At 53.4% G+C, this 24,108-nt stretch carries 24 protein-coding genes; 13 read left to right on the top strand and 11 right to left on the bottom strand.

What is annotated here, in order from left to right; genetic code table 11:
- Nucleotides 1–94 precede the first annotated feature (94 nt).
- The 4 genes from KNP68_RS05935 (at nucleotide 95) to KNP68_RS05920 (ending at nucleotide 4,106) form a co-directional block, all read left to right on the top strand.
- Entirely contained in the window at nucleotides 95–466 is a 372-nt protein-coding gene (locus tag KNP68_RS05935) for a rhodanese-like domain-containing protein (RefSeq protein ID WP_251131466.1), read from the top strand.
- A gap of 40 nt (nucleotides 467–506) precedes the next feature.
- A complete protein-coding gene (locus KNP68_RS05930; protein WP_214799022.1) occupies nucleotides 507–1,286 on the top strand; it encodes a sulfite exporter TauE/SafE family protein in 780 nt (259 codons plus the stop codon).
- 195 nt (nucleotides 1,287–1,481) lie between these two features.
- A complete protein-coding gene (locus KNP68_RS05925) occupies nucleotides 1,482–3,389 on the top strand; it encodes an LTA synthase family protein (RefSeq protein WP_131472305.1) in 1,908 nt (635 codons plus the stop codon).
- A gap of 102 nt (nucleotides 3,390–3,491) precedes the next feature.
- A complete protein-coding gene (locus tag KNP68_RS05920; RefSeq protein WP_029595922.1) occupies nucleotides 3,492–4,106 on the top strand; it encodes a class I SAM-dependent methyltransferase in 615 nt (204 codons plus the stop codon).
- Between the two features lie 19 nt (nucleotides 4,107–4,125).
- Here the strand turns inward: KNP68_RS05920 and KNP68_RS05915 are convergent, their stop codons facing one another.
- From KNP68_RS05915 to KNP68_RS05900, 4 genes are all read right to left on the bottom strand, one after another.
- Nucleotides 4,126–4,320, bottom strand: coding sequence for a hypothetical protein (locus tag KNP68_RS05915; RefSeq protein ID WP_021066752.1), 195 nt, complete (start codon nucleotides 4,318–4,320; stop codon nucleotides 4,126–4,128).
- A gap of 106 nt (nucleotides 4,321–4,426) precedes the next feature.
- Nucleotides 4,427–4,975: a cysteine hydrolase family protein gene (locus KNP68_RS05910; RefSeq protein WP_035385683.1), complete on the bottom strand. Its 549-nt coding sequence runs from the start codon at nucleotides 4,973–4,975 to the stop codon at nucleotides 4,427–4,429.
- A 65-nt stretch (nucleotides 4,976–5,040) separates the two neighbouring features.
- Entirely contained in the window at nucleotides 5,041–5,778 is a 738-nt protein-coding gene (locus KNP68_RS05905; RefSeq protein WP_021066754.1) for an ABC transporter permease, read from the bottom strand.
- On the bottom strand, nucleotides 5,756–6,691 hold the full coding sequence (locus KNP68_RS05900) for an ABC transporter ATP-binding protein (RefSeq protein WP_029595920.1): 936 nt from the start codon (nucleotides 6,689–6,691) through the stop codon (nucleotides 5,756–5,758). Before KNP68_RS05900 ends, KNP68_RS05905 begins: the two co-directional genes overlap by 23 nt.
- A gap of 335 nt (nucleotides 6,692–7,026) precedes the next feature.
- Here KNP68_RS05900 and KNP68_RS05895 point away from each other — a divergent pair, with 335 nt between their 5' ends.
- Nucleotides 7,027–9,873 carry a 2-oxoglutarate dehydrogenase E1 component gene (locus tag KNP68_RS05895; RefSeq protein WP_131472309.1) on the top strand — a complete coding sequence of 949 codons (2,847 nt, stop codon included), beginning with the start codon at nucleotides 7,027–7,029 and terminating at the stop codon, nucleotides 9,871–9,873.
- Between the two features lie 18 nt (nucleotides 9,874–9,891).
- On the top strand, nucleotides 9,892–11,163 hold the full coding sequence (gene odhB, locus KNP68_RS05890) for a 2-oxoglutarate dehydrogenase complex dihydrolipoyllysine-residue succinyltransferase (protein ID WP_021066757.1): 1,272 nt from the start codon (nucleotides 9,892–9,894) through the stop codon (nucleotides 11,161–11,163).
- Nucleotides 11,164–11,197: 34 nt separating this feature from the next.
- Here the strand turns inward: odhB and KNP68_RS05885 are convergent, their stop codons facing one another.
- Nucleotides 11,198–12,793, bottom strand: coding sequence for a diguanylate cyclase domain-containing protein (locus tag KNP68_RS05885; RefSeq protein WP_131471018.1), 1,596 nt, complete (start codon nucleotides 12,791–12,793; stop codon nucleotides 11,198–11,200).
- A 157-nt stretch (nucleotides 12,794–12,950) separates the two neighbouring features.
- Between KNP68_RS05885 and KNP68_RS05880 the strand changes: the two genes are divergently transcribed.
- From KNP68_RS05880 to KNP68_RS05865, 4 genes are all read left to right on the top strand, one after another.
- Entirely contained in the window at nucleotides 12,951–13,622 is a 672-nt protein-coding gene (locus KNP68_RS05880; protein ID WP_021066759.1) for a DsbA family protein, read from the top strand.
- A complete protein-coding gene (locus tag KNP68_RS05875; protein ID WP_029595917.1) occupies nucleotides 13,619–14,035 on the top strand; it encodes a disulfide oxidoreductase in 417 nt (138 codons plus the stop codon). Before KNP68_RS05880 ends, KNP68_RS05875 begins: the two co-directional genes overlap by 4 nt.
- 11 nt (nucleotides 14,036–14,046) lie before the next feature.
- Nucleotides 14,047–14,634 (top strand): SCO family protein, encoded by a 588-nt coding sequence (locus KNP68_RS05870; protein ID WP_029595916.1) that lies wholly within the window; start codon nucleotides 14,047–14,049, stop codon nucleotides 14,632–14,634.
- 87 nt (nucleotides 14,635–14,721) lie between these two features.
- Nucleotides 14,722–15,816 carry an MBL fold metallo-hydrolase gene (locus KNP68_RS05865; RefSeq protein ID WP_251131465.1) on the top strand — a complete coding sequence of 365 codons (1,095 nt, stop codon included), beginning with the start codon at nucleotides 14,722–14,724 and terminating at the stop codon, nucleotides 15,814–15,816.
- Nucleotides 15,817–15,838: 22 nt separating this feature from the next.
- On the opposite strand, the gene KNP68_RS05860 is transcribed toward KNP68_RS05865, so the two are convergent.
- Nucleotides 15,839–17,056, bottom strand: coding sequence for an MFS transporter (locus KNP68_RS05860; RefSeq protein ID WP_131471020.1), 1,218 nt, complete (start codon nucleotides 17,054–17,056; stop codon nucleotides 15,839–15,841).
- A gap of 163 nt (nucleotides 17,057–17,219) precedes the next feature.
- Between KNP68_RS05860 and relB the strand changes: the two genes are divergently transcribed.
- Entirely contained in the window at nucleotides 17,220–17,438 is a 219-nt protein-coding gene (gene relB / locus KNP68_RS05855; protein WP_029595913.1) for a type II toxin-antitoxin system RelB family antitoxin, read from the top strand.
- A gap of 54 nt (nucleotides 17,439–17,492) precedes the next feature.
- Here the strand turns inward: relB and KNP68_RS05850 are convergent, their stop codons facing one another.
- Nucleotides 17,493–18,188 carry a DsbA family oxidoreductase gene (locus tag KNP68_RS05850; protein WP_214799020.1) on the bottom strand — a complete coding sequence of 232 codons (696 nt, stop codon included), beginning with the start codon at nucleotides 18,186–18,188 and terminating at the stop codon, nucleotides 17,493–17,495.
- A gap of 86 nt (nucleotides 18,189–18,274) precedes the next feature.
- Nucleotides 18,275–18,919: a PAQR family membrane homeostasis protein TrhA gene (gene trhA, locus KNP68_RS05845; protein ID WP_029595912.1), complete on the bottom strand. Its 645-nt coding sequence runs from the start codon at nucleotides 18,917–18,919 to the stop codon at nucleotides 18,275–18,277.
- A 124-nt stretch (nucleotides 18,920–19,043) separates the two neighbouring features.
- On the opposite strand from trhA, the gene KNP68_RS05840 reads away from it, so the two are divergent.
- The gene (locus KNP68_RS05840) at nucleotides 19,044–19,568 is read left to right on the top strand and encodes a DUF1836 domain-containing protein (protein ID WP_214799018.1); all 525 of its coding nucleotides are present in this window, start codon (nucleotides 19,044–19,046) and stop codon (nucleotides 19,566–19,568) included.
- Nucleotides 19,569–19,608: 40 nt separating this feature from the next.
- Here the strand turns inward: KNP68_RS05840 and KNP68_RS05835 are convergent, their stop codons facing one another.
- From KNP68_RS05835 to KNP68_RS05825, 3 genes are all read right to left on the bottom strand, one after another.
- Nucleotides 19,609–20,223: a PH domain-containing protein gene (locus KNP68_RS05835; RefSeq protein WP_021066768.1), complete on the bottom strand. Its 615-nt coding sequence runs from the start codon at nucleotides 20,221–20,223 to the stop codon at nucleotides 19,609–19,611.
- Nucleotides 20,224–20,236: 13 nt separating this feature from the next.
- Nucleotides 20,237–21,070: an aldo/keto reductase gene (locus KNP68_RS05830; protein ID WP_214755705.1), complete on the bottom strand. Its 834-nt coding sequence runs from the start codon at nucleotides 21,068–21,070 to the stop codon at nucleotides 20,237–20,239.
- 61 nt (nucleotides 21,071–21,131) lie between these two features.
- Nucleotides 21,132–22,043 carry an MBL fold metallo-hydrolase gene (locus tag KNP68_RS05825; RefSeq protein WP_214799016.1) on the bottom strand — a complete coding sequence of 304 codons (912 nt, stop codon included), beginning with the start codon at nucleotides 22,041–22,043 and terminating at the stop codon, nucleotides 21,132–21,134.
- A 362-nt stretch (nucleotides 22,044–22,405) separates the two neighbouring features.
- On the opposite strand from KNP68_RS05825, the gene abc-f reads away from it, so the two are divergent.
- Nucleotides 22,406–24,100, top strand: coding sequence for a ribosomal protection-like ABC-F family protein (abc-f, locus tag KNP68_RS05820; RefSeq protein ID WP_214799014.1), 1,695 nt, complete (start codon nucleotides 22,406–22,408; stop codon nucleotides 24,098–24,100).
- Nucleotides 24,101–24,108: the final 8 nt, after the last annotated feature.

Below are 24,108 nucleotides of genomic sequence, written 5' to 3'. Positions count from 1 at the left end.
TGATTCAAGAATTTTTGAAGTGAGTTTCTTTCGTTGTTTTTAATATACCCCCTGAGGTATACTGAATGCAAGAAAAAGAATCGGAGGTCAAAAATTGAAGAAAATCATGATGATTGTATCGATTTTAGTGCTAGCGACGGTCGGAATCGTTCTTTTTACGTCAGATGAGAGTGAAATTACAAAAATCGACGTCGAAACACTACAAAACAGATTGGAAAACGAAGAAATAACCTTGTTAGACGTCCGAGAAGTGGATGAATACGAGGGGGGGCATATTGAAGGAGCGGTGAACGCACCACTTTCATCATTAAATGCAACCGAATTGTCTTATCCGAAAGATGAACCGATTTATGTCATCTGCCAGAGCGGAAATCGAAGTGCTCAAGCGGCACAGTTGTTGCAAGAACGTGGCTACACGGAAATTTATGATATCTCAGGCGGCATGATCGCTTGGGAACAACAATAAAACTTACTTATATAGAGGGTAGGGAATTGGAGGAGTTAATATGGAATTTGGATTTATTATCACCATCTTTTTGATCGGCTTTATCGGGTCGTTCATTTCGGGGATGGTCGGGATTGGCGGATCGATTATTAAATATCCGATGCTGTTGTACATTCCACCGCTTCTCGGCTTCGCAGCGTTCAGCACCCATGAGGTTTCCGGGATCAGCGCGATTCAAGTTTTCTTCGCGACGATCGGTGGGATTTACGCATACCGGAAAGGCGGCTACTTGAACAAGCAGCTCATCCTGTATATGGGTGTCGCCGTCTTGATCGGGAGTTTCATCGGCGGCTACGGCTCGACGCTCTTGTCTGAGAACTTGATTAACGTCGTCTACGCCGTGCTCGCGACGATTGCGACAATCATGATGTTCTTACCGAAAAAGAACGTCGAGGACGTCCCGCTCGACCAAGTCACATTCAATAAAGTGATTGCAGCGAGTTCGGCGTTCGTCGTCGGGGTGGCCGCGGGAATCGTCGGGGCGGCAGGCGCGTTCATTTTGATGCCGATTATGCTCGTCGTGCTCCGGATTCCGACGAAGATGGCGATCGCGAGTTCGCTCGCCATCACGTTCATCTCGTCAATCGGCTCGACAGCAGGGAAAATCATCACCGACCAAATTGTGTGGGAACCTGCCGTCATCATGATTATCGCCAGTTTGATCGCCGCACCGCTCGGCGCGAACGTCGGTAAAAACATGAAGACGAAATCACTGCAGATGATTTTAGCGTTACTCATTTTAGCGAGTACAGTAAAAATTTGGATGGATATCATCGGGTGAGCGAATCACTCGTAATCGGCTACCGAGGCGACTCGGTAGTCTTTTTTTCGTAAACATTGCAATCGGATTGTTAAGTTTGTGTATAGTTGTAAACGTCAATTAGTTGAATTGAGTTCAAGGGAACGTTAAAATATAGCTTATACGTCTAAAAAGAAAATGAATCTTTAACTTGAATTCCATATAAGGAGTGTTTACATGAATCCCATGAATCAATCGAAAGGAAGGATGGACCGCTTCCGCCAGACGGCGCTCGACTCGTTCAAGACACACCGTCTGTTTTGGATGTTCACCATCCTGTTATGGACGAAGTCGCTGATCGCGTATCAGTTCTTCTTCAATATGCCGGCCGAGAACGCGGTCCAGGCATTCATCCTCATCATCAACCCGCTCAGTTTCACGTTGTTCCTGTTCGCTTTCAGCTTCTTCTTTGGGGGGAATAAGCGGAAGTGGGCACTGTACAGTCTGTACCTCGTCTCCTCGCTCATCTTGTTCGCGGATACGACGTACTATCGTGAGTTCACAGACTTCTTGACCGTACCGGTCTTGTTCCAGTCGTCGAACATGGAGACGCTCTCGTCTTCATTCCTGTCGCTTCTCGAATGGAAAGACTTGCTCCTATTAGGGGACCTCGTTGTGCTTCCATTCCTACTATGGAAGATGAACGAGACGAGCCAGGCATCGCAACGCCGCGTCTTAATCACGTTCGGTGCGGCCGCGGCCTTGTTCGGGTTCAACCTCGTCCTCGCCGAAACGGAGCGTCCAGAACTGTTGACGCGCTCGTTCGACCGAGAGCTGTTGGTTAAAAACTTAGGAACGTTCAACTTCCACGTCTACGACGCCATGCTCCAAACGAAGACGTCGGCCCAGAAGGCGCTCGCAGACGGTTCTGAACTGGATGAAGTCGAGAATTTCACACGTCAGAACTATGCGGCTCCGGACCCGGAGATGTTCGGGAAGTATAAAGGCAAGAACGTGGTCGTTGTCTCGTTCGAGTCGGCCCAAAACTTCACGCACAACATGAAAGCGTCGAACGGCGAGTACATCACGCCGAACTTGAACAAACTGATCGAAGAGTCCCACTACTGGCCGAACTATTACCATACGACCGGCCAAGGGAAGACGTCAGATGCCGAGTTCGCACTCGATAACTCGCTTTACGGCCTCTCACGTGGAGGAGTCTACTTCACGAACGCCGACAACGAATATAACGCGTTACCAGAAGTCATCAAAGATGACAACTATTACTCGGCCGTGTTCCACGCCAACAACAAATCGTTCTGGAACCGCGACCAGATGTATCAAAACATCGGCGTCGACAAGTTCTTTGACGAAGCCAGCTATGACCTCGGAAACCCCGAGGATATGACGGAGTGGGGTCTACTCGATGATGAGTTCTTCCGCCAATCGGTACCGATGCTCGAAGAGCTTCCGGAACCGTTCTACGCGAAGTTCATCACGCTCACGAACCACTTCCCGTATACGATGCCGAGTGAAAAGCACGAGCTCGTCCCGAAATTCGAGACGAACTCGACGACACTCAACAACTTCCCGCAAGCGCTCGCTTACCAGGATTATGCCCTCGGCTTGTTCATCGATGAGTTGAAGGCGAACGGCATGTGGGACGACACGATTTTCGTCGTCTACGGTGACCATTACGGGATCTCGACGAACCATAATGACGCGATGGCCGACTTGCTCGGCAAAGACGAGTTGACGCCATACGATGTGGCTAAACTTCAAGCGGTTCCGTTCGCGATCCACTTACCGGGCCAAGACAAGGGTGAAGTGCACGAGACAATCGGAAGTCACGTCGACATGAACCCGACGATTCAGCACTTGCTCGGAATCGATACGTCTGAACAGGTCGGATTCGGGAATGACTTGTTCTCGAAAGAGCATTATGACCGCGCCATCTTCCGTGATGGAACGGTCGTGACGCAAGACCATCTGTTCACGCAGTCGATGTGTTATGACGCCAAGACTGGCGAAGTCGCTGAAGATGGTGCAGCATGTACGCCACTTGAAGAAGAAGCGAATAAAATCCTTGAGATGAACGACCAGCTCATCTATTCGGATTTACTTCGCTTCAAGCAAGACCAATAACGAGGAGAGGAAAGGTTGGAGACAATCTTTTCTCTTTTTTTGTGGTCGTGGCGTGCTAGGAAGACTAAGATGAAAGCACAGTAGCTTTCCAAAGGAGAATTTATGACATTAGATTATACGGGAGAACGGGTCATCCCAGATCGCATGGACCCGCTGAACGGCTTGTTGCTCGAACATATCGCCCGTTACCATTTCGCCTTGTTATACATGAACGGACGCGTCCTCGATTTTGCGAGTGGGAGTGGATATGGCAGTCAATTGATTGCGAAGAACTTGAAAGGGATCGTGACCGAGGTCGTCGCTGTCGACTTGTCAGAAGAGGCGACACGTTATGCGAAAGGGCGTTATCACCATCCGAACGTCAACTATATCGTCGGCGATGTCGTCGACCGGACGTTGCCGGACAAACTGGGGACGTTCGATTGCATCGTCAGCTTCGAGACGATTGAACATGTCACCGACTATGAGGCGTTCATGGCGAACGTGTGGGACTTATTGAAGCCAGGCGGAATCTTGGTGTTGTCGACACCGTTCGGTCAAGGCGTTGGGCAACCGACGAATGAGCCCTTCCATGCCCATCAGTTCACTGAGGCCGAGTTTGAGGAATTATTTACGGCCTTCACATCGACCGAGTTCTATTACCAGCGAGGCGTGCTCGTCGAACCGAAGCGGGGGACGCGTCATTATCCAATCGGCATCACCGTCGCGGTCAAATAAAAAATCCCGATGAACGAGGTCATCGGGTAATGAAATAGTATAACAGGCCGAGCGCCAAAAATGAGACCGGGAACAAGACGATATACGTCCACGACACCATTGACCAGCTTTTCTTTTGATTGTAGTCTGATTTGTCTTTCCCGAGTCCGACCATGATCGTAAAAATGAGGGCAAGCACGCAAACGAGTAACGATAATCCAATTGTGAGATACATGTTGTCACATCCTTCATTGTTTCTTCATATATCAAGCATAGCTGAAAACAAAACGAAAAAGCCTCTGAAATGTTGGGATTCTGTGTCCAACAGTCAGAGGCTTTTATCACACCTGGGTATCTTTTATATACGTGTCGGCATCATCGGTCGAAATGCCGAGCGCCTCATGGATGACGGTCAAGGCGCTGTCGTTGCGCTTGTCCGTCTCGGCGGCGACACAGTCGCGCGGGACGTGGAGCTCATACTCGCGCATATAGCCGTCGTTCGCCGAGAACAAGATACAGATGTCCGAGGCGACACCGGTCAGGACGAGCGATGTGACCTCAAGTTGACGCAACAAGATATCGAGCTGCGTCCCGTAAAACGTCGAGTGCCTTGGTTTGATGATGAAATACTCTTTGTCTTCCGGTGCAATCCGTTTTGCGATAGAGCTGCCTTTCGACGACTCGACGTGACGGATGATATCCTCGGTGCTGTCTTTCCACTGACCGAAGTTGTCGTTGCAATAGATGACCGGCCAATCGTTCGCCTTAAAATGACGCTTCAGCTTCAAAATCGGGTCGACGATCGGCTCTGTGTTTCGAAGTAAGTCCTCCCCGCCGACAAAGTCGAAATCATTGAACATGTCGATGATGAGTAACGCCGTCTTTGACATCGTGGTCCCTCCATTCAAAATGAGTCTCACATTATGAAGTACCACTCTACCGACGGCGTTAATCGTCATTCAGCGAACGTTTTGCTCCGGAATACGAATGCTGTGATGATATAGAACGCGACGATATGAATCAACACATAGAACGCTGAGAACCAAATCGTTACGTCCATTGTTTCCATGAAGCCAGGGCTCTGGTAATAAATCGACAGGTCCGTATGCAAGAAGACGATCCATTTGGCAATGTCCGGCTTCCAAGCGATGAGGAGTCCGCCAATCATCGTCGAAACGAAGTTCGCGAGCACGGTGAAACCAATGACGACGCCAACGGACTTGAAGACGACCGAGAACATGAGCGTCAAGAAGATGACGAAGACGCCGCTCGAGACACTAAGTAAGACGTTGCGGAACTGCTCGAACGTCAATGCTCCGTCGAGCGTCCAGGCGAAGCCATACGTGACGGCAAGGATGAACACGAATTGGACGAGCATGATCAAGAGCGCGGCGACAAGTTTCGAGAGTAAAATCCGGTCACGCGAGTAAGGGCTCATGAGCAAGTGCTTCAACGTATCAAATTTCAACTCATTTCCAATCATCTCGGCTGTGAACACGATCGTGAAAATACCGAGGAACGTCATGGCGGCCATCGTCGCATAGTTGACGAATGTTTCCGCGTCACCTGGATTGTCGCCGCTCCGGACGATGAAGTACGTCAAGATGATAATCCCGGTATACATGCCGAGCGCGATCAACGGTTTGATCGTGCGCCGCCACTTCATAAATTCATTGGCTAGTAATGAACGCATTGTTCGTGCCTCCTTCTTTCTTCGTCACTTTCAAGAACTGCTCCTCAAGTGTCTCGTGCTTCATGCCGATTTGATAGACCGCGATGTCGCGATCGACAAGATGTTTCAACAAGTGCGGGATATCCGTTTCCGGACGTGGGACGATGAACGTCTCGGCCGATTGTTGAATGATTTTCACGTCATCGAACGCGAGTGCGACGACATCGAGCGCCTCGTTCATTTGTTTGCGGTCGACTTTACAGAGGATGACGCTCTCCGTCTTCGCTTCGCCGTCACCTTGAATCGATTTGATTTGTCCTTGGTCGATGATGGCGAACCGATCGGTGATCAGTTCCATCTCGCTCAATAAATGACTTGAGATGAGGATGGCGATGCCGCGATGGTCGGCTAAATGCCGTAAGTAGTTACGCAAATCGGCGATTCCGGCCGGGTCGAGCCCGTTCGTCGGTTCGTCGAGAATCAAAACTTTCGGGTTATGGAGTAGGGCACGGGCAATCCCGAGGCGCTGTTTCATCCCGAGCGAGTATTGTTTCACTTTCATATCAAGTTTCGTCTCGAGTCCGACGAGGGCACCGAGGGCGTTCAAATCGACTTTCTTTAGGCCGGGAATCAAGTTCATCGCGTGAATCAAGTTCTCGCGGCCCGTCAAATATGGATAGAAGGCCGGGTTCTCGACGATGGCTCCGATGCGACTGAGCGCTTGTTGGCGATCTGTTGAGACGTCGAACCCGTCGACAGTCACAGTTCCGTGTGTCGCCGGCATGAGTCCGGTGATGATGCGGATCGTCGTCGTCTTCCCGGCGCCGTTCGGTCCAAGGAATCCGAAGATTTCTCCAGGGGTGACGTCAAAACTGACGTTTGTCAGGACGTTCGTCTGCCCCATTTTCTTGTGTACGTTTTGTACGGATAACATAAGGTCACCTTGCTTTCGTTGAGAGTATTTTCCAACTGGATTACCGTACTATACGGGGCAGATTGAAACAAGGTTTCACCTATTTTTGAAATTGTTGAAACAAACGCATGATTTCACAATTTGTTGATAAGGAAAACTTATTGAAATAGTATGGACGAATTGTGAATTTGAAAGGGTCTTTCCATATGGAAAGGTGTAGTATGGAGAGGAGAGAAAGAGGCAAGATTTGGCTCTTTTTGCAGGACGAATCAGAAGGATGAACTGCTTCGTGCTTAATGTTAAAATGAAAGCGTTCACACATCGGGCGCACAGGAACGGATAGGGGGATTTATTCAATGGGAGAGTCGTCGAACGGTCGCGAAGAAGTGCAAGCATTTTATGGTCCAAACTTAGGCTATATCGTTGAATTGTACGAGCAGTATGTGGAAGACCCAGAATCAGTCGATGCGGAGACGCGTCAATACTTTGACGAACACGGGGCACCGGAAACGAGCGCACCTGTCGCGCCGGCTGCATCGTTTGATTTAGAGAAAGTCGTGGCAGCGACACGGTTGGTCAATGATATCCGGGCACTCGGCCATAAAGCGGCCGACATCTATCCGCTCAAAGACCACCCGCGCGAGCACGGCTTATTTGCGTTTGACCGCTACGGGTTGAGTGAAGCGGACCTCGAGCAAGTACCGGCTCACTTGTTGTCGGAAGACGTGCCGAAGCCGGGTGCGAACGCGCTCGAGCTCGTTCGTCACTTGCTTGACGTCTATACAGGACCGGTCGCCATCGAGCTCCGTCACTTGGATGACATGGAAGAGAAGCGTTGGATTCGCCGCCGCATCGAGCAGGGCGCATTGAAAGCGAAATACTCGAAGAACGAGAAAATCGAGTTGTTCCAACGTCTAGCGGAAACAGAGTTGTTCGAGTCGTTCCTTCATAAGACATACGTCGGACAAAAACGCTTCTCAATCGAAGGGCTCGACGCGATGGTGCCGCTCCTTGACGCGATGGTCGGCGGCCTCATCTCGAGCGGGTCAGAACATATCAACATCGGGATGGCCCACCGTGGACGCTTGAACGTGCTCGCGCACGTGCTCGGCAAACCGTATGAGATGATTTTCGCTGAGTTCCAGCACGCTCCGAATAAAGAATTGATTCCGTCGGAAGGATCGATCGGCATCAACTTCGGTTGGTCCGGCGACGTGAAATATCACCTCGGTCTCGACCGCAGAGTGTTAGAAGAGAAGAAAGAGGTCCGCTTGAACCTCGCCAACAACCCGAGTCACCTCGAGTTCGTCGGTTCGGTCGTCGAAGGGTATACGCGCGCCGCGCAAGACGACCGCTCTGAAAAAGGGATGGCCGTCCAACATGACGACAAGGCGGCATCAATCTTGATTCACGGGGACGCCGCGTTCCCAGGTCAAGGCATCGTCGCCGAGACGCTCAACATGACGAACTTGAATGGTTATCGTACAGCCGGGACGGTCCACGTCATCGCCAACAACACGATTGGCTTCACGACCGACCCGAGCGACTCGCGCTCGACACGTTATGCGAGTGATATCGCCAAAGGCTATGAGATTCCGGTGTTCCACGTCAATGCGGACGATCCGGAAGCGTGTGTCGCTGTCGCTAAACTGTGCAGCGAGTATCGCGCCAAGTTCCATAAAGACATTCTCGTCGACTTGGTCGGCTACCGCCGCTACGGTCATAACGAGATGGATGAGCCGATGAACACGAACCCAGTGCTCTATAAGGCCATCAAAGAACACAAATCGGTCCGTCATGTCTATGCCGACGTGCTCGAAGCGGAAGGCGTCATGTCGAAAGAAGACAAAGCGACGATCGAGCAATCGATTGAAGATCGTCTCAAATCGGCCCGTGACCTCGTCCCGGCCGAAGAAGAAGATGCCGACATCATCTTGCCGGAAGCGGTCCACAAAGGCTTCCCGTTCGTTGAGACAGGTGTCGAACGTGACGTGCTCCAGCAATTGAATGACGAATTGCTCGTCTGGCCGGAAGGCTTCGGCGTGTTCCATAAGCTGCAAAAAGTGCTCGACCGTCGCCGTGACGCGTTCGCGGACAACGGGAAAGTCGACTGGGGCCATGCCGAAACGCTCGCTTACGCCTCGATCATCTCGGACGGCACACCAATCCGTTTGAGCGGACAAGATTCGGAGCGAGGTACGTTCGCGCAACGTAACATCATGTTGAACGATGTCGAGACAGGCAAGAAGTTCTCGCCGCTCCATCACTTGTCGACGGCGAACGCCTCGTTCTCGGTGCACAACAGCCCGCTCTCGGAAGGTTCAGTGCTCGGTTTCGAATACGGCTATAACGTCTTCGCCCAAGACACGCTCGTGCTGTGGGAAGCACAGTACGGTGACTTCGCCAACTCGGCCCAGGTTATGTTCGACCAGTTCATCTCGGCCGGCCGCGCCAAATGGGGACAGAAGTCAGGTCTCGTCATGCTGTTGCCGCACGGCTATGAAGGCCAAGGGCCAGAGCACTCGAGCGCCCGCATGGAGCGTTACTTGACGCTCGCTGGAGAGAAAAACTGGACGGTCGCGAATTTGTCGACGGCCGCGCAGTACTTCCACATCTTGCGTCGTCAGGCGAAGATGCTCGGCACGGAACAAATCCGTCCGATGATCATCATGACACCGAAGAGCCTGCTCCGTCATCCGCTTGCAGCCTCATCGGTCGATGAACTGTCAGACAATAACTTCCGTCCGATCATCGAACAAGTTGGTCTCGGTGAGAATCCGGAGCAAGTCGAACGTCTCGTCTTCTGTTCAGGGAAGATGGCAATCGATTTGCAAGAAGCGACGATGAAGTCAGAGGAGTCACTCGACTTCCTGCACATCATCCGCGTCGAAGAAATCTATCCGTTCCCGGTCCGTGAGATCCGTGAATTGATCAGCCGCTATCCGAACGCGAAAGAGATCGTCTGGGTCCAAGAAGAGCCGAAGAACATGGGGGCATGGACGTACATCGAGCCTCGTCTCGAAGCGGTCACATCGAACCGTCTGAACGTCCGCTACGTCGGCCGTCGCCGCCGTTCGAGCCCGGCTGAAGGGAATCCGACAGCCCATAAACAAGAGCAAGCACGCATCATCCGTGAAGCCATCTCACGTGACGCCGTCTCGGCTGCTGCCGGCACGAGCACATACCAAAAAGATCGTAAATAAGTTAAGGGGGAACTCATTGTGATCGAAATCAAAGTACCGGAATTAGCAGAGTCCATTACGGAAGGAACGGTCGCGTCATGGCTTAAACAGCCAGGCGACCACGTCGAAAAAGGGGAAGCCATCGTCGAACTCGAGACAGACAAAGTCAACATCGAGGTGCCGGCCGATGAGTCGGGTACGCTCGACGAGCAATTGGCGGCCGAAGGGGACACGGTCCAAGTCGGACAAGTGATCGCTCGCCTCAGCTCAGGTACTGGTGGCGGCACGGCTGTCGCGACGAAGACAAAAACGGAAGCGGCGACAGAAACGGCTCCAGCACCAGCCGAGACGAAAGTCGAAGCGGTCGGAGAAGCGAAGAAAGTCGAGCGCCGTGAAGAACACGTCGCGAGCCCAGGCAAAGGACCGATCGCGACACCGGCGGCCCGCAAATTGGCTCGTGAGAAAGGCATCGATTTGTCAGCCATCCAAACGAACGACCCGATTGGCCGCATCAACGTCCATGACGTGACGAGCCACGAGTCGAAACCGGCACCGACGCCACAAGCACCGAAAGCTCCGGCAGCGGCACCGCAACCAGCAGCGAGCGGCAAAGACGAAGAGCGCATCAAAATGACGCGCCGTCGTCAAACGATTGCCAACCGTCTCGTCGAAGTGCAACAGACGGCAGCGATGCTGACGACGTTCAACGAAATCGATATGTCGGCTGTCATGGCGCTCCGCAAACGTCGCCAAGAGAAGTTCATCAAAGACAACGACGTCAAACTCGGGTTCATGTCGTTCTTCACGAAGGCGGCCGTCGCGGCACTCAAACGGATGCCGTACTTGAACGCTGAGATTCAAGGCAACGAGATCGTCTTGAAAAAATACTATGATATCGGTATCGCCGTGTCGGCTCCGGACGGTCTCGTTGTCCCGGTCGTCCGCGAAGCGGATCGCAAGAACTTCGGTGAGATCGAGAAAGACATCTTGCACCTCGCCGATAAAGCACGCAATAACAAGCTCGGGTTGAGCGACCTCACAGGTGGAACGTTCACGATCACGAACGGTGGCGTCTTCGGCTCACTCTTGTCGACACCGATCTTGAACGGCCCACAAGTCGCGATTCTCGGGATGCACTCGATTCAACTCCGCCCAATCGCTATCGACGCGGAAACGATGGAGAACCGCCCGATGATGTACGTGGCGCTCTCGTATGACCACCGCATCGTCGATGGTCGTGAGGCCGTGACATTCCTCAAGCACATTAAAGACATGATTGAAGATCCAGAACAATTGTTGTTCGAAGCGTAATACAAGAAGGTCCATGCCGAGCATGGACCTTTGCTTATGCGATGAGCGTCTCATCGAGCGTGATTTGATGCTTTCCGTTCGCCTTTGAGCGATAGAGCGCCTGGTCCGCCCGTTCGATGGCGGCGTGTGGCACCGTCTCCGTCTGCCAGAGCGAGGCGCCGATACTTGCCCCTACGCTTGTCGTCCCGCCTTCAATGGCGATCGGTTCGGACAGGGAAGTGATGAGGTCTTGTCCGATTTGAGTGATCAATCGTTCACTCTTTCCATTCCGTTCGAACAAGAGGAAGAACTCGTCACCGCTCAACCGGACCGGGTAGGCACCATCGAGCGTCACGCGTTTCAACCGTTCGGCAATCTCAATCAAGACATCATCGCCTGTGGCGTGTCCATACGTGTCGTTGACGGCTTTGAAACCGTCGAGGTCGATATAGAAACAGACGTACTCGTTCTTCGTCGCTTGGGCTTCGTTCAAATAGTGTCGAAGCGCCGTTCGATTCGCGAGTCCGGTCAAGACGTCACGGTTGGCGAGTGACTCGTAATGGACACGTTCTGTCTCAGATTCGGTGAGAGACGAGACAAGTGACTCGAGGGCGAATGCGAGCGATTCGATCTCATGAATCCCAGACTGGTGCGGGAACGTCTTGGCCTTCCCTTGCTTCATCAGAGCAGCCGTTTCGGTGATCCGTTGTAACGGTCGCGTCACAATCGAGGCGAGGAACCATCCGAGCGTAGACGTCACGAGCGAGGCGATGAGACCGATCCATAATATTTTGTTCTCTAGTTCGATGACCGGGGCGAACGCGACTTCGGTCGGTTGGCGAACGACGACACTCCAACCGAGTCCGGCGTAATCTTTATAACCTTCACCGGTGGCGACACCAGTCAAATAAGAAGTTCCGTCTTGCCACGTGTCGACGTGCCAGCCTTCTTTCAATGACGTTGGAAGCGGTTTGCCGACGAGGTGGTCGGGACCGAGCAACACCGTGTTGTCACGTCCGCTGACGACGAACAAGTCGGTATACTCGGACTGATGGTGGAGCGTCCGGTTGAAGTGGCGGAGCACTTCATTGCCCCATTCCCAACTAAGGTGGGTCGCGAGCACGCCTTGGAAGGTCCCGTCACGGACGAGCGGGACGCTGATGTCGACGAACTGGAGGACTTCGCCACTCGGATTCGGCAACAGCTCGGCGAGCAACACGGCTTCATGCACATCGCCGATGAACGGCTCAGTCTGTGCCTCGAGGAAAACAGGGCGTTCTTTGATGCTGGCGCCTTCTAAGATTCCGTTCGTCGAAGCGACGACGTTCCCCGACGCGTCGGTCACGCCCATCCACGAGAAAGCGGGGATGTTCGTCTGGACCTGGTCGAGCAGGGCCCGGCTCGAGGCAGGGTCGTTCAAGGCGTCAAGCCCTTGAAGTAATTGCACTTCTTGATAGCGTGACCACATGTAAAAGTCGAGCTTGTCGACGAGCTGATGCGACGTCATCGACAACCGTTCCCCAATCTCCGCTTCGAGCGAGGCGGCGGAACGTTGACTCGTCATATACGTAAGCGTGATGGTGAGTAAAAAAACGAGTGTGGCGATGCTGAGCGCCAAAATGAGACCGAGACGCATCGAAAATGATTTCATGAACAAATTCCTCCTACAATAACAACATCCACTTTGTTCATCGTCATTTTTTCCATGACATGAAGCAAAGTTGAGAAAAAACAAGGTCGATTTCGTGGAAACAGATAGCGCTTTCGTTATAATGAAAGACGAATCGATACAAATAGAGGTGAAACGATTGAAACAGAACAAACTATTAGTCATCGCGACACTGCTCGCGGTCGCCCTCGTGGCCGTCGTGGTCGTCTTGATGAATCAACCGACCGAACAAGCCGAGACGGCGGCACCGGCGACGACAGAACACGTGTCGACGGAAGGTCAGCCGACGCTCGGTGATGCGGACGCACCCGTCTCGGTCGTCGAATTCGGGGATTACAAATGCCCGTCTTGTAAACAGTGGGGCGAAACGGTCTATCCGAAGTTGAAAGAAGACTATATCGATACAGGGAAAATCAGTTTCAGCTACATTAACGTCCTGTTCCACGGACAAGAGTCGATTTTGGCATCGCTCGCGTCTGAGTCGGTGTATAAACAAGACCCGGACGCGTTCTGGGAGTTCCATAAGGCGCTTTACGACGCGCAACCGGCGAGTCAACAGCACGACGAGGCATGGGTCACGGTCGAGCGGTTGACAGAGATTGCGAGCGAGACGACATCGGTCGATGTGGCGAAGCTCGAGGACGATTTGAGTGAGAACTCGACGGTGCTCGAACAGGTGAGTCTCGATGACGGGCTCGTCAAAGAGCACGGTGTCCAGTTCACACCGTCAATCATGATTAACGGCGTCATGCTCGAGGACCCGTTCGATTACGAGACGATTGAGCGATTGATTGAGCAAGGCACGCCATGAAGCAGTCATTCTTGACCCGTTATGGTCTGTATCTCGCTTGGCTCGTCGCCCTCATGGCGACGCTCGGCAGTCTTTATTTCAGCGAGATTCGCGAGTTCGTGCCATGTGAGCTCTGCTGGATTCAACGCATCTTTATGTATCCGCTCGTCATCTTGCTCGGGGTCGCCGTGTTCACGGACGACCGGGCGGTGAAGAAGTATGTATTGCCGCTCTCCATCCTCGGAGGCCTGGTTTCACTGTACCATTATTTGGTTCAAAAAGTACCCGGTTTCGCCGATATCAAGCCGTGCGTGCAAGGCGTACCGTGCAACGTGCAATACATCAACTGGTTCGGGTTCGTGACGATTCCGTTCCTTGCCTTGACGGCATTTACTTTGATCACGCTCCTCGTCTGGCGCGTGAGACGCAATTGACAATGAAGGAGATGGAACGTGTGAAGAAATGGATGCTCATCGGATTGATCAGCTTGATGGCGGTGCTCGCCGCGTGCGGCCAGGAGATTGAAGACCCGCTCAATTGGGAGATCGAGTCGTTCGACTATATGAATCAAAATGAAGAGATGGTTAGTCTGGACGATTTGAAGGGCAAAGTTTGGATGGCCGACTTCGTCTTCACGAGCTGTGAGACGGTCTGTCCACCGATGACGTACAACATGACGAAACTCAATGAAGCGCTCGTCGAGGAAGGCGTCGAAGACGTCCAATTCGTGTCGTTCAGCGTCGACCCGACCGTCGATACGCCGGACAAGATTCAAGCGTTCATGGCTGATTACGACTTGGCGAAAGCCGATTGGCAATTCTTGACGGGCTATTCGCAAGAAGAGATTGAGGCGTTCGCGCAACAAAACTTCAAAGCGCTCGTCCGCAAACCGTCAGAAGGCACCCAAGTGGATCACGCGACGTGGTTCTATCTCGTCGACCAGGACGGGAAAATCATCAAGGCGTATCAAGGATTCCAAGACGTGCCAATCGAGGATATCGTCAATGACATCAAGATTTTACAGAACTCATAAGACGGCCTGTGCCGTCTTTTTTGTATTCGAAAACAGGGGAATCGGCGTTGGTGCCGTATAATGAATAAGGTAGAGGAGTGGATGGAATTGAAGAAGACACTATTATTTTCATTGATGGGCCTGGCTGCCGTGACAGGTACCGTGCTCACGCAATATAAACCGCTCGGGAAAAAGCCGAAGGCGCTCCGGTCGCCGAACCTGGTGAACGGCAAGTTCCAGAATCAGCTCGAGACGCCGATGCGGTTCTCATCGGACGATATGATCTCGATGTCGAAGGAATATTTGAATCCGGACTCGCTCCGGAAACCGAGCGAGCGCTTACCGGTCGTCCCGATCGACTTCAGCGAGAAACTCGGTTCAAGCTTCACACGCATCTATTGGCTCGGACACTCGGCGATGCTCGTCCAAATGGACGGTAAGACGATGCTCGTCGACCCGATGTTCGGCCGGAGCCCATCGCCGCTCCCGTTCGCGAAGAACGAGCGGTTCAGCGAAGACTTGCCGTTCGAGCTCGACGACTTGCCGGACATCGATGTCGTCTTGCTCACGCACGACCATTACGACCATTTGGACTATGCGACGATTCAAGCGATTCAAGACAAGGTCGCCGTCTTCATCGTCCCGCTCGGCGTCGGTAGCCACTTGAAACGGTGGGGCGTCGGGGCGGAACGCATCGTCGAGCGCGATTGGGGCGAGACGTTTGACTTCGGCTCATGGACGTTCGTCTGTGCGCCGGCTCGGCACTTCTCGGGCCGCTCGCTCACCGACCGCAACGCGACGCTCTGGGCGTCATGGGTCGTCCTCGGCGAGACGGACCGCCTGTTCTTCAGCGGGGACGGCGGGTATGGACCACACTTCAAAGAAATCGGCGATGCGTACGGACCGTTCGATTTCGCCGCGCTCGAATGCGGACAATACGATGAGCGCTGGCCGGACGTGCACATGCAACCGAGTGAGACGGCACAGGCGTTCCGTGACGTCAAAGCCGACAAGATGCTCCCGATCCATTGGGGCGCGTTCACGCTATCGTTCCATGCCTGGTTCGACCCAGCTGAGCAGATGGTGGGGCTCTTACCACGAGAGGACGTGCTCACGCCACGAATCGGTGAGCGGATCACACTCGACGGACGGAACGACACGACCAACTGGTGGCGTGACATCGAAGACACGAACAAGCGATGACCGAATCGGTCACCGCTTGTTTTTATGAAGAGAGGCGTTCGGCCTCGTCCGGTTCGATATGAAGTTTGTGTTTGCGCGTATAGACGAGGAACGCTGCCGTCATGAGGATCGAGCTGATCCCGAACAAGACGACCATGAGCTGTAAGCCGATCAAGTCGAGGAAGAAGCCAGTGACGAGCAACACGACTTGGAAGACGATCCGGTCGAGCATGTTCCGGAACGAGAAGAAGCGGCCGTGATAGTCTTTCGGCATCCGTGTCTGGAAAATCGTCACGGCCGTCGGGAAGAAGCAACCGACCGAGAAGCCGAACAAGACGAATGCGGCGATCGAGACGGCCGGGATGTCGGCGAAGTAAAGCATGAGCTGGGCGATTCCAATCAAAAACGAGAACGTGAACAAGATGGAGAACACGGAGAACTTCTCACCGATCCGTTTGATGAGGAACGCACCGACCATGAAGGCAATCCCTTCGGCCGTGTAAATCCATCCTTTGATTGCCGTCGAATCTTGCAGCTCGCTAATGTTGATGACGAGCAAGTTGAACCCACCGATGAAGAGGAGCGGGATGAGCGTCATGACGAGTGTCATAAAGATGACCGGAATCGATTTGATGATTGGAAAGACGTCCTTGAACCCGCCGGACGATTTCGCGTCCACTTTCTTCGCAGACGGGACGGTCGTCTCGTCGATCTTCAAGAACCACGTCGCGACGGCGAGAAGCAGATAAGCGACAAGCGAGAGCGCGTAGACGTCCCGAAGTGAGATGAGCGTGAGCAAGATGCCGGCGATGGCCGTCCCGATGACCCGGGACAGCGTCGACACGTTCATATGCACCCCGTTCAAGGCGAGCAGCTCCCGTTCCTTGACGATGAGCGGGATGGCGGCCTGGAGTGCCGGGAAGTAGAACGCGGCCGACCCTTGCAGGAAGACGAGGAAGACGACCATCCACAGCACGCTTCCCGTCTCGATGGCGACGAACATGAATAGAACGCTCAGCGCCCGGACAATACTTGAGATGAGCATGATTTTCTTTTTCGAGCCTTGGTCGGTGAGACGGCCGGCGAGCGGCCCGATGGCGACCCCGGCGAGCAATCCGCCAGCGAGGATGAGCGCCTTGACGAAGTCAGACGGCACTTTCTCCTGCATGAACTCCAAGTTGCCGATGATGCCGAGCCAAAGCCCGAGACCGGCGACGAACTCCCCGGTCAAGATGATCCAGACGTTGCGATTTTTCCACATATGGTTAAGTCCTCGATTCTTATTAGGTAATAATAATTATCCTTCAGAACGATTTAGAAAGCTACAAAAAAGAAGCCGGGATTCGGCTTCCGAGAGATATAAGTTTTGACTACATGAACATTTCCATTTTGTAATACAATGTTCCATATAGGAGGTCGATTGTATGAGGACGATATCTTTTGAACTCAACGAAGAAGACGAGCGTCTGATTAGAGCGTATGCAAAGTCTAAGAACCTCTCCCTCTCGACTCTCGTTCGGGACACTGTCTTTGAACGTATCGAGAATGAACTCGATTTGAAATTTTACAACGAAGCAATGCATAGGCACAAAGAACGTTCTGAAACCATTTCATTTGAGGATATGATGAAAGATTTAAATTAACAAAAAAGCATTCGTCCAAATATGGGCGAATGCTTTGCTTTTATTCGTTTCACATCAAATATCGCAGTTATCGTCCGTGCACGTCGCGCCACCCGAGAGCACTTGAAGCGTCGGTGCCGATTCGGCCCACGTCTTCTCGAGCACTTGCGTGAACGCCTCGGTCGGCTGGGCGCCAGAGACGCCATATTTATTATCGAAGACGAAGAACGGGACACCGGTGATGCCGAGGTCGCTCGCGCGCTTCTCTTCAGCGCGGACGTCTTCTGTGTATACGTCTGAAGCGAGCACGTCTTTCACGGCGTCGGCATCGAGTCCGACACTTGTTGCGATCTCGACGAGGACGTCGTGGTCGCCGATATGTTTCGCGTCGACGAAATACGCCTTAAGGAGCGCTTCTGACAATTCTTTCTCTTTTCCGACCGTCTTCGCATAGTGCGTCAACCGGTGTGAGTCAAGTGTACCCGTGACGACCATGTTGTCGAAATCGTACTCAAGTCCGACGGTGCGGGCCTGGGCGGCGACTTGGGCCGTTGTGCCTTTCGCCTGATCGAGCGGCATGTTGTATTTCTTCGCGAGTGCTTCGTAAATCGAACGCGAGTCCGACGTCGGTGCGTTCGGGTCGAGCTCGAAGCTCTTGAACTCCACTTCGACGTTGTCCGCGTGCGGGAACTGTTCGAGCGCTTCTTCTAGACGGCGCTTGCCGATATAACAGAACGGACAGACATAGTCTGACCAAACTTCAATTTTCATATTTAATCCCTCCTACAGTCAGTGTAGGATGTCTTGAAATCGAAGTAAATGAATGTGCTCACGAAAAAAGCCCTCGCAAGGAGGACTTAGAAAACGTACCAGAACACGCAGACGAAATGGGCGAAACTGCCGAACAAGATGAACAAATGGAACACCTCGTGGAAGCCCCAACCGCGCCAGTTGACGAACTTCGGCTTGAAGCCGTAGATGAGCCCGCCAATCGTGTACATGACGCCACCGAGGATGAGCCAGAAGATGCCGGCGTTGCCGATGACGTCATGAAGCGGTCCGATGAAGAACACCGATAACCAGCCCATGCCGATATAGAGCGCTGTCGACAAGAAGCGTGGTGCGTGGAACCAGACGAGCTTGAAGATGATCCCGAACAAGGCGAGCGCGTGGACGGTGCCGAACAACACCCAACGCGTCGGCCCTTCGAGCGCAAGCAACGTGAGCGGGGCGTACGTCCCGGCAATCAAGGCGTAAATCATCGCATGATCGATTCTCCGGAAGAAGGCGATGACGTTCGGTGAGGCGATGATGCTATGGTACAGACCGGACGACAAATAGAGAAAGACGAGGCTAATGCCAAACAAAATCGCAGCCATAATGGCGAGCGGCTCGCCGAGCAGTGACGCTTTCACCGTCATCGCAATCAACGCGACGAACGCGAGCACGGCACCGGCCAAGTGGGTCAGTGCGTTAATCGGTTCCCGAAAAATCGAATTCATGTAAAACACTCCTTATCACGTCATGTAGTATCCATAACTACATGATAAGCTGTATACGTCAGAACGACAAGGTTTTTGTTTCGACAAATCCGGTTTGTCCGTATACTGAAGGGGAGGTGATTCGATGAAACCGCATGAAATTGTAGAGACGGAAGGGACGTTGCCGAAGCAGGTGCTCCCGACGATTGACTTATATATGGACCAAGTCATCCAGCTGTTCGAGCAACATTACGGCAAGATGAAACGGAGTGACGACGAGACGATTTTGACGAAGACGATGATCAACAACTACGCCAAAGGTAAGCTGTTCCATCCCGTCAAAAACAAGAAGTACACGAACGAGCACTTGATGTTGCTCAGCCTGATTTACGAGATGAAAGGATTGCTCTCGATCAATGACATCAAAGAGACGCTCCGGCCGCTGAACGAGTCGGACGAGGGCTTCTCGCTCGAGGACTTCTATGACGCGTACCAGGTTCAGAAAGAACAGAACATGCAGGCGTTCGAGGAACAAGCCGAGACGCTTCTCGCCAACGTGCGCACGAACGAGACGAACGGCATCCAACAGTCGCTCGCCATCGCCTCGGCCGTCCATATGAGCCACTTGTTCCAACGGCTCGCCGAACAGTTGATTGATGAAAGTAAATAAAAATGGCCTACGATTCGTCTGAATCGTGGGCCATTTTTCATTAGTTGTTGATGTACTTCTCGAACACGTCACCGAAATCTTTGCGGTTCCACTCGTGGTAGTGACCTTTAAGCCAGTCGAAGCTCTGTTCATTCAATTCCTTGAACGTCGAGGCGACATTCATATCGCCTTGACGAAGCCCGCTCAAAATCGACACCGAATGCGTGAGCGAGGCGTTGGCATACTCCATCATCTTCCGGCCTTCGCGTTGTTTCTCGGCGATGGCGAGGAGCGATTTGTACAAGTCTTTCACATGCTCGATTTGTTTCTTGTTCACGTCAATCGAATACGGCTTGTCGCCGATGGTGAATTTGATCTCGACGTCCATGTCGACCGTGCCGGCCGTCTCGAACATGACGTTATTCAATGGGAAGTGGGCGTATGGATAGCGATACAAGACGCGTTTCGAACTCATCGCGCTCGTCCCGTCGAGGTGAATCATCGCCAAGTTCGTGAAGCAGTACTCGTCCGATTTCGACTTGATTAAGAAGTAAATCTTCTCGTTGTCCTCATGGAGGACGTAATCGTCCGAATCCGCCTTATCGAAATCTTTCGGGTCGATGACTTCACCGATATCGCTGAAGCCCGTCAAATCAGAAGCTAGTTTTTTGAACATGTCAAATCTCTCCTCAGTAGTGGATTTTGTGCATCTCGTTCGGGTCAGACCCGGTCCGCTCGTTTCGGTTGAGTCCGTCGATCGCGTGCATCTCTTCTTTCGTCAACGTGAAGTCGAACACCTCTATATTCTCACGAATTCGACTCGGCGTGACCGATTTCGGGATGACGGCGACACCGTTCTGTAAGTGCCAACGCAGGATGACTTGAGCCGGTGATTTCCCGTGCTCGGTCGCAATCTCGGCGATGACCGGATCCTCAAGCGCCTCGCGCCCTTTCATGAGCGGGCTCCACGCCTGGATTTGAATATCGTACCGCTGGCAGAACGCGATCAACTCTTTTTGGGACAAGTATGGGTGGATCTCGACTTGGTTCACTGCCGGGACGATCGAGCACGACTGGATGATCTGTTCGAGGTGGCTGACCTCGAAGTTCGAGACCCCGATGGCCCGTACCTTGCCTTCCTCATACAACTGTTCGAGCGCTTTATATGTCTCGACGAATTTACCGAAGCGCGGCATCGGCCAGTGAATCAAGAACAAGTCGACGTACTCGAGACCGAGCCGGTCGAGGCTGTCTTGGAACGCTTGGAGCGCCTCGTCATAGCCGTGGAACTCGTTCCACAGTTTCGTCGTCACGAAGATGTCTTCCCTCGGGACGCCGGATTCGCGAATCGCTTGGCCGACGCTCTCCTCATTCTGATAGATAGCGGCCGTGTCGATCAATCGATAGCCCGCGTCAAGCGCTGCTTTGACCGTATCGACCGTGACTGCCCCGTCTTCCACTTTGTACACGCCGAGCCCGAGCATCGGCAGTTTCACATCATTGTTGAGTGTTGTCCATTCCATATTGATTCCCTCCCTCTCACCTCTTACGTTACCGAAAATCGCACGGAAGTGAAAGCGAAAGCTACAGCCGAATGCTTTCGCCGTGAGACTTGATCACGATTTGGTCACGTTCGAGCTTGGCAGCGGCGACGAGTCGCTCATACGGCTCCTCGACGGATTCGTAGGATAAGACGAACGTGTCCCAATGCATCGGGAAGAAACGCTTCGCGCCGCTCTGTTTGAACATCGTCCATGCTTGTTCCGGCGTGCAGTGGGCTTCCTCGAACGACTCCGGTTGATAGGCACCGATTGGGAAGAAAGCGAGGTCGATCGGTTCTTTGTTCGCGAGCCCGTTGAACGACTCGGTGAACGCCGTATCCCCGGCGAACAACATGCGGACGCCTTTATATTTCAAGACGTAGCCGTTATAGCCCATATGTTTGTCCCACGGGAAACGATTGCCCCAGTGGGCGACGGGGATGGCTTGGACGTGAAGCCCGTTCGCGAGCGTCAGCTTGTCGTGCGGATGCATCTCGAGCGTCTGCAGACTCGGGTATTTACGTAACAGCTTGCTCGTGCCCGGGGCCGAGATGACGACCGTGTCGCGGGTGATCAGTCGTTTCAGACTCTTATGGTCGAAGTGGTCCATATGGGCGTGGCTGAGCAGGATGACGTCGACGTGCCCGATCTCCTCAATCGAGAGGGCAGGGGCGGTATGACGTTTCATCCCGAACGTGACCGGCCCGACGTGGACGCCAATCCGCTTCGAGAACACCGGATCCGTCAAAATTTTCAATCCGTACCAATGGATGAGCACGGTCGAATGGCCGACCCAAGTGGCACTGACCATCGTCTCATCGAACGTGGCGAGGTCCGGTTTGACCGTCGGGACTTTAAAAGCCGGTCGAGGCAGTCTTCGTTTCAATCGGGTATATAAGAACGTACCGACGCTCGCCAGGACGGCGCTCGGGACGAGCAGGTTTCGTAATCGCATAACAGTCACCTCATCATCTAAGATGGTTTAATCATACCGCTCGACCGACGACCCCGCATCCGCCGGAAGGTGTAGAAAAAATGGGAGATTGTGGTCCGGCTCTTGCGAATCCGCTTTCAATTTGGTACGGTGACAGTAACTTAGGAAAGGAAGGTACCGCGTGCCATGAAAAAGTCACACTCACTCAACTGATGAAACGAATCATCACTGTTCGCACGAACAGTCACGGGTGAAGTGTGTCCAATTTCAGGCTAAGGGGTGACCCTTCTTTCCGCTTGACCGGATCTCTTCACACCACCGCACGTTGCGGATGGTGTTTTTTGTTTCATCGCGTATCGGACAAACTAGCGAGGTGAAACAATATGTTAAGTATGAAGCAAGTCCGGTTCGACCACGACCGGCAACCCTTATTCGACAACGTCTCGTTCGACGTCGCTGCAGGCGAACGGGCCGTCTTGTTCGGCCAGAACGGGTCCGGCAAGACGACGCTATTCAAGCTGCTCATAGGTGAACTGGCCCCACAGTCAGGTTTGATTGACGTCTTGGGCACGATCGGTGTCGTCGAACAGACGGTGTTTGATGGAGAAGAGACCGCGCTCGACTACGTCATGCAAGGCGACTTGGCGCGCTACAATCTCTACCTTGCCGTCACATCAGGTGATTCGGCGCGCGTGCTCGAAGCGTATGACGAGGCACTCGCGGTTGACGCCTTCGCGCTCGAACTTGAGGCGAGACAAGCCCTCAAACGACTTGGTCTTGACGGACATGACTCGAGCCGACTCCGCGAGTTGAGCGGCGGTGAACAGACACGGGTCCAACTCGCCCGTCTCACGATGCGACACGTCGACATCGTCCTGCTCGACGAGCCGACGAACCATCTCGATTTGGACTCAATCGAGTGGCTGACACGTTGGGTGGACGAGTTTTCGGGGACAGTGCTCGCCATCTCCCACGATCGTCAATTCATCGATGACGTTGCGACGGTCATCCTCGAGCTGCATGAGGGGACCATCGTCCGCTATCCGGGCAACTACACGGCGTATAAACATCAGAAGGCCGAGGAACGGGTACGCGACCAGCGAGCCCATGCCCGCTATATGGCGCGGAAGTCGGAGCTGCTCGATATGATCGCCCAATATAAGGGCTGGCATTTGAAAGCGAAAGCGACGGCGAGCGTGCGAAGTCCAGGCGCTCAAAAAGGCGCGGCGAACCTTGCCATCAAGATGAAGGCCCGGGAACGTAAACTCGAACAGCTCGAAGGGACGCGACCTGAGCGTCCGAAAGATGCGGCCCACATCTCGGTCCGCTTCCAAGTCGACCCACTCGAGGCGAAGACGTGGATTGCGGTCGACGACATCTCGTTCGGTTACGACGAACCCCTCTTTGAACGACTCTCGCTCACGGTGAACCGGGGTGACCGCATCTCCATCGTCGGGCCGAACGGGAGCGGGAAGACGACGCTGTTGAAACTATTGATCGGCGAACTCGCACCGGAGACCGGGGACATCAAGCGTCATCCGAAACTGAAAATCGGTTACTTCTCACAGACGCTCGCCCGATTGCCGGCCGAAGGAACGTTGCTCGAGGCGCTCCTGGCCGAAAGTGACATCACCGAGACGGAGGCGCGGACGCTGCTCGCCCATTTCTTGTTCCGCCGCGATGAGGTGTATAAGCCAATCCGAGAGGCGAGCATGGGTGAGAAGTGCCGCATCGCCTTCCTCATCTTGTACTTCTCGGACGCGGACCTGCTCGCCCTCGATGAGCCGACGAACTATTTGGACGTGGCCACACGGGAGCAAATCGAGGCCGCGCTCGAAGTGTATCGAGGCGGATTGATTCTTATCTCGCATGACCGGACGTTCCACCGCTTGACGGACCGGACGATCGAGCTCGGGGAGACGGTGCGCGTGCTCGAGTCCGGAGATACAAAGCCGGTCGACGTTGACGCGACGCTCCAGACGCTTGAGACATTGACGAGCGAACCGCATATTTTCTTCGACGAGGCAGGAAACGGCATCCCCCTTGCCGAATCCGAACAGAATAGACGAAACAAATAGGGGTGGAA

It is taken from the genome of Exiguobacterium sp. s50 (assembly GCF_018618175.1).
In the GTDB taxonomy this organism is placed as follows: domain Bacteria; phylum Bacillota; class Bacilli; order Exiguobacteriales; family Exiguobacteriaceae; genus Exiguobacterium; species Exiguobacterium chiriqhucha.
The sequence above is the reverse complement of the archived record's forward strand: the minus strand, read 5'-3'. Positions and strand labels throughout refer to the sequence as shown.

Bases quoted from the DNA above. Each gene is read 5' to 3' on its own strand.
- KNP68_RS05875 (WP_029595917.1), top strand. From the start codon at position 13,619: ATGAAGCAGTCATTCTTGACCCGTTATGGTCTGTATCTCGCTTGGCTC.
- KNP68_RS05850 (WP_214799020.1), bottom strand. From the start codon at position 18,188: ATGAAAATTGAAGTTTGGTCAGACTATGTCTGTCCGTTCTGTTATATC.
- KNP68_RS05925 (WP_131472305.1), top strand. From the start codon at position 1,482: ATGAATCCCATGAATCAATCGAAAGGAAGGATGGACCGCTTCCGCCAG.
- trhA (WP_029595912.1), bottom strand. From the start codon at position 18,919: ATGAATTCGATTTTTCGGGAACCGATTAACGCACTGACCCACTTGGCC.
- KNP68_RS05825 (WP_214799016.1), bottom strand. From the start codon at position 22,043: ATGCGATTACGAAACCTGCTCGTCCCGAGCGCCGTCCTGGCGAGCGTC.
- KNP68_RS05900 (WP_029595920.1), bottom strand. From the start codon at position 6,691: ATGTTATCCGTACAAAACGTACACAAGAAAATGGGGCAGACGAACGTC.
- KNP68_RS05920 (WP_029595922.1), top strand. From the start codon at position 3,492: ATGACATTAGATTATACGGGAGAACGGGTCATCCCAGATCGCATGGAC.
- KNP68_RS05840 (WP_214799018.1), top strand. From the start codon at position 19,044: ATGAAACCGCATGAAATTGTAGAGACGGAAGGGACGTTGCCGAAGCAG.
- KNP68_RS05895 (WP_131472309.1), top strand. From the start codon at position 7,027: ATGGGAGAGTCGTCGAACGGTCGCGAAGAAGTGCAAGCATTTTATGGT.
- KNP68_RS05835 (WP_021066768.1), bottom strand. From the start codon at position 20,223: ATGTTCAAAAAACTAGCTTCTGATTTGACGGGCTTCAGCGATATCGGT.
- abc-f (WP_214799014.1), top strand. From the start codon at position 22,406: ATGTTAAGTATGAAGCAAGTCCGGTTCGACCACGACCGGCAACCCTTA.
- KNP68_RS05860 (WP_131471020.1), bottom strand. From the start codon at position 17,056: ATGTGGAAAAATCGCAACGTCTGGATCATCTTGACCGGGGAGTTCGTC.
- KNP68_RS05885 (WP_131471018.1), bottom strand. From the start codon at position 12,793: ATGAAATCATTTTCGATGCGTCTCGGTCTCATTTTGGCGCTCAGCATC.
- KNP68_RS05870 (WP_029595916.1), top strand. From the start codon at position 14,047: ATGGAACGTGTGAAGAAATGGATGCTCATCGGATTGATCAGCTTGATG.
- KNP68_RS05930 (WP_214799022.1), top strand. From the start codon at position 507: ATGGAATTTGGATTTATTATCACCATCTTTTTGATCGGCTTTATCGGG.
- relB (WP_029595913.1), top strand. From the start codon at position 17,220: ATGAGGACGATATCTTTTGAACTCAACGAAGAAGACGAGCGTCTGATT.
- KNP68_RS05830 (WP_214755705.1), bottom strand. From the start codon at position 21,070: ATGGAATGGACAACACTCAACAATGATGTGAAACTGCCGATGCTCGGG.
- KNP68_RS05910 (WP_035385683.1), bottom strand. From the start codon at position 4,975: ATGTCAAAGACGGCGTTACTCATCATCGACATGTTCAATGATTTCGAC.
- KNP68_RS05915 (WP_021066752.1), bottom strand. From the start codon at position 4,320: ATGTATCTCACAATTGGATTATCGTTACTCGTTTGCGTGCTTGCCCTC.
- KNP68_RS05905 (WP_021066754.1), bottom strand. From the start codon at position 5,778: ATGCGTTCATTACTAGCCAATGAATTTATGAAGTGGCGGCGCACGATC.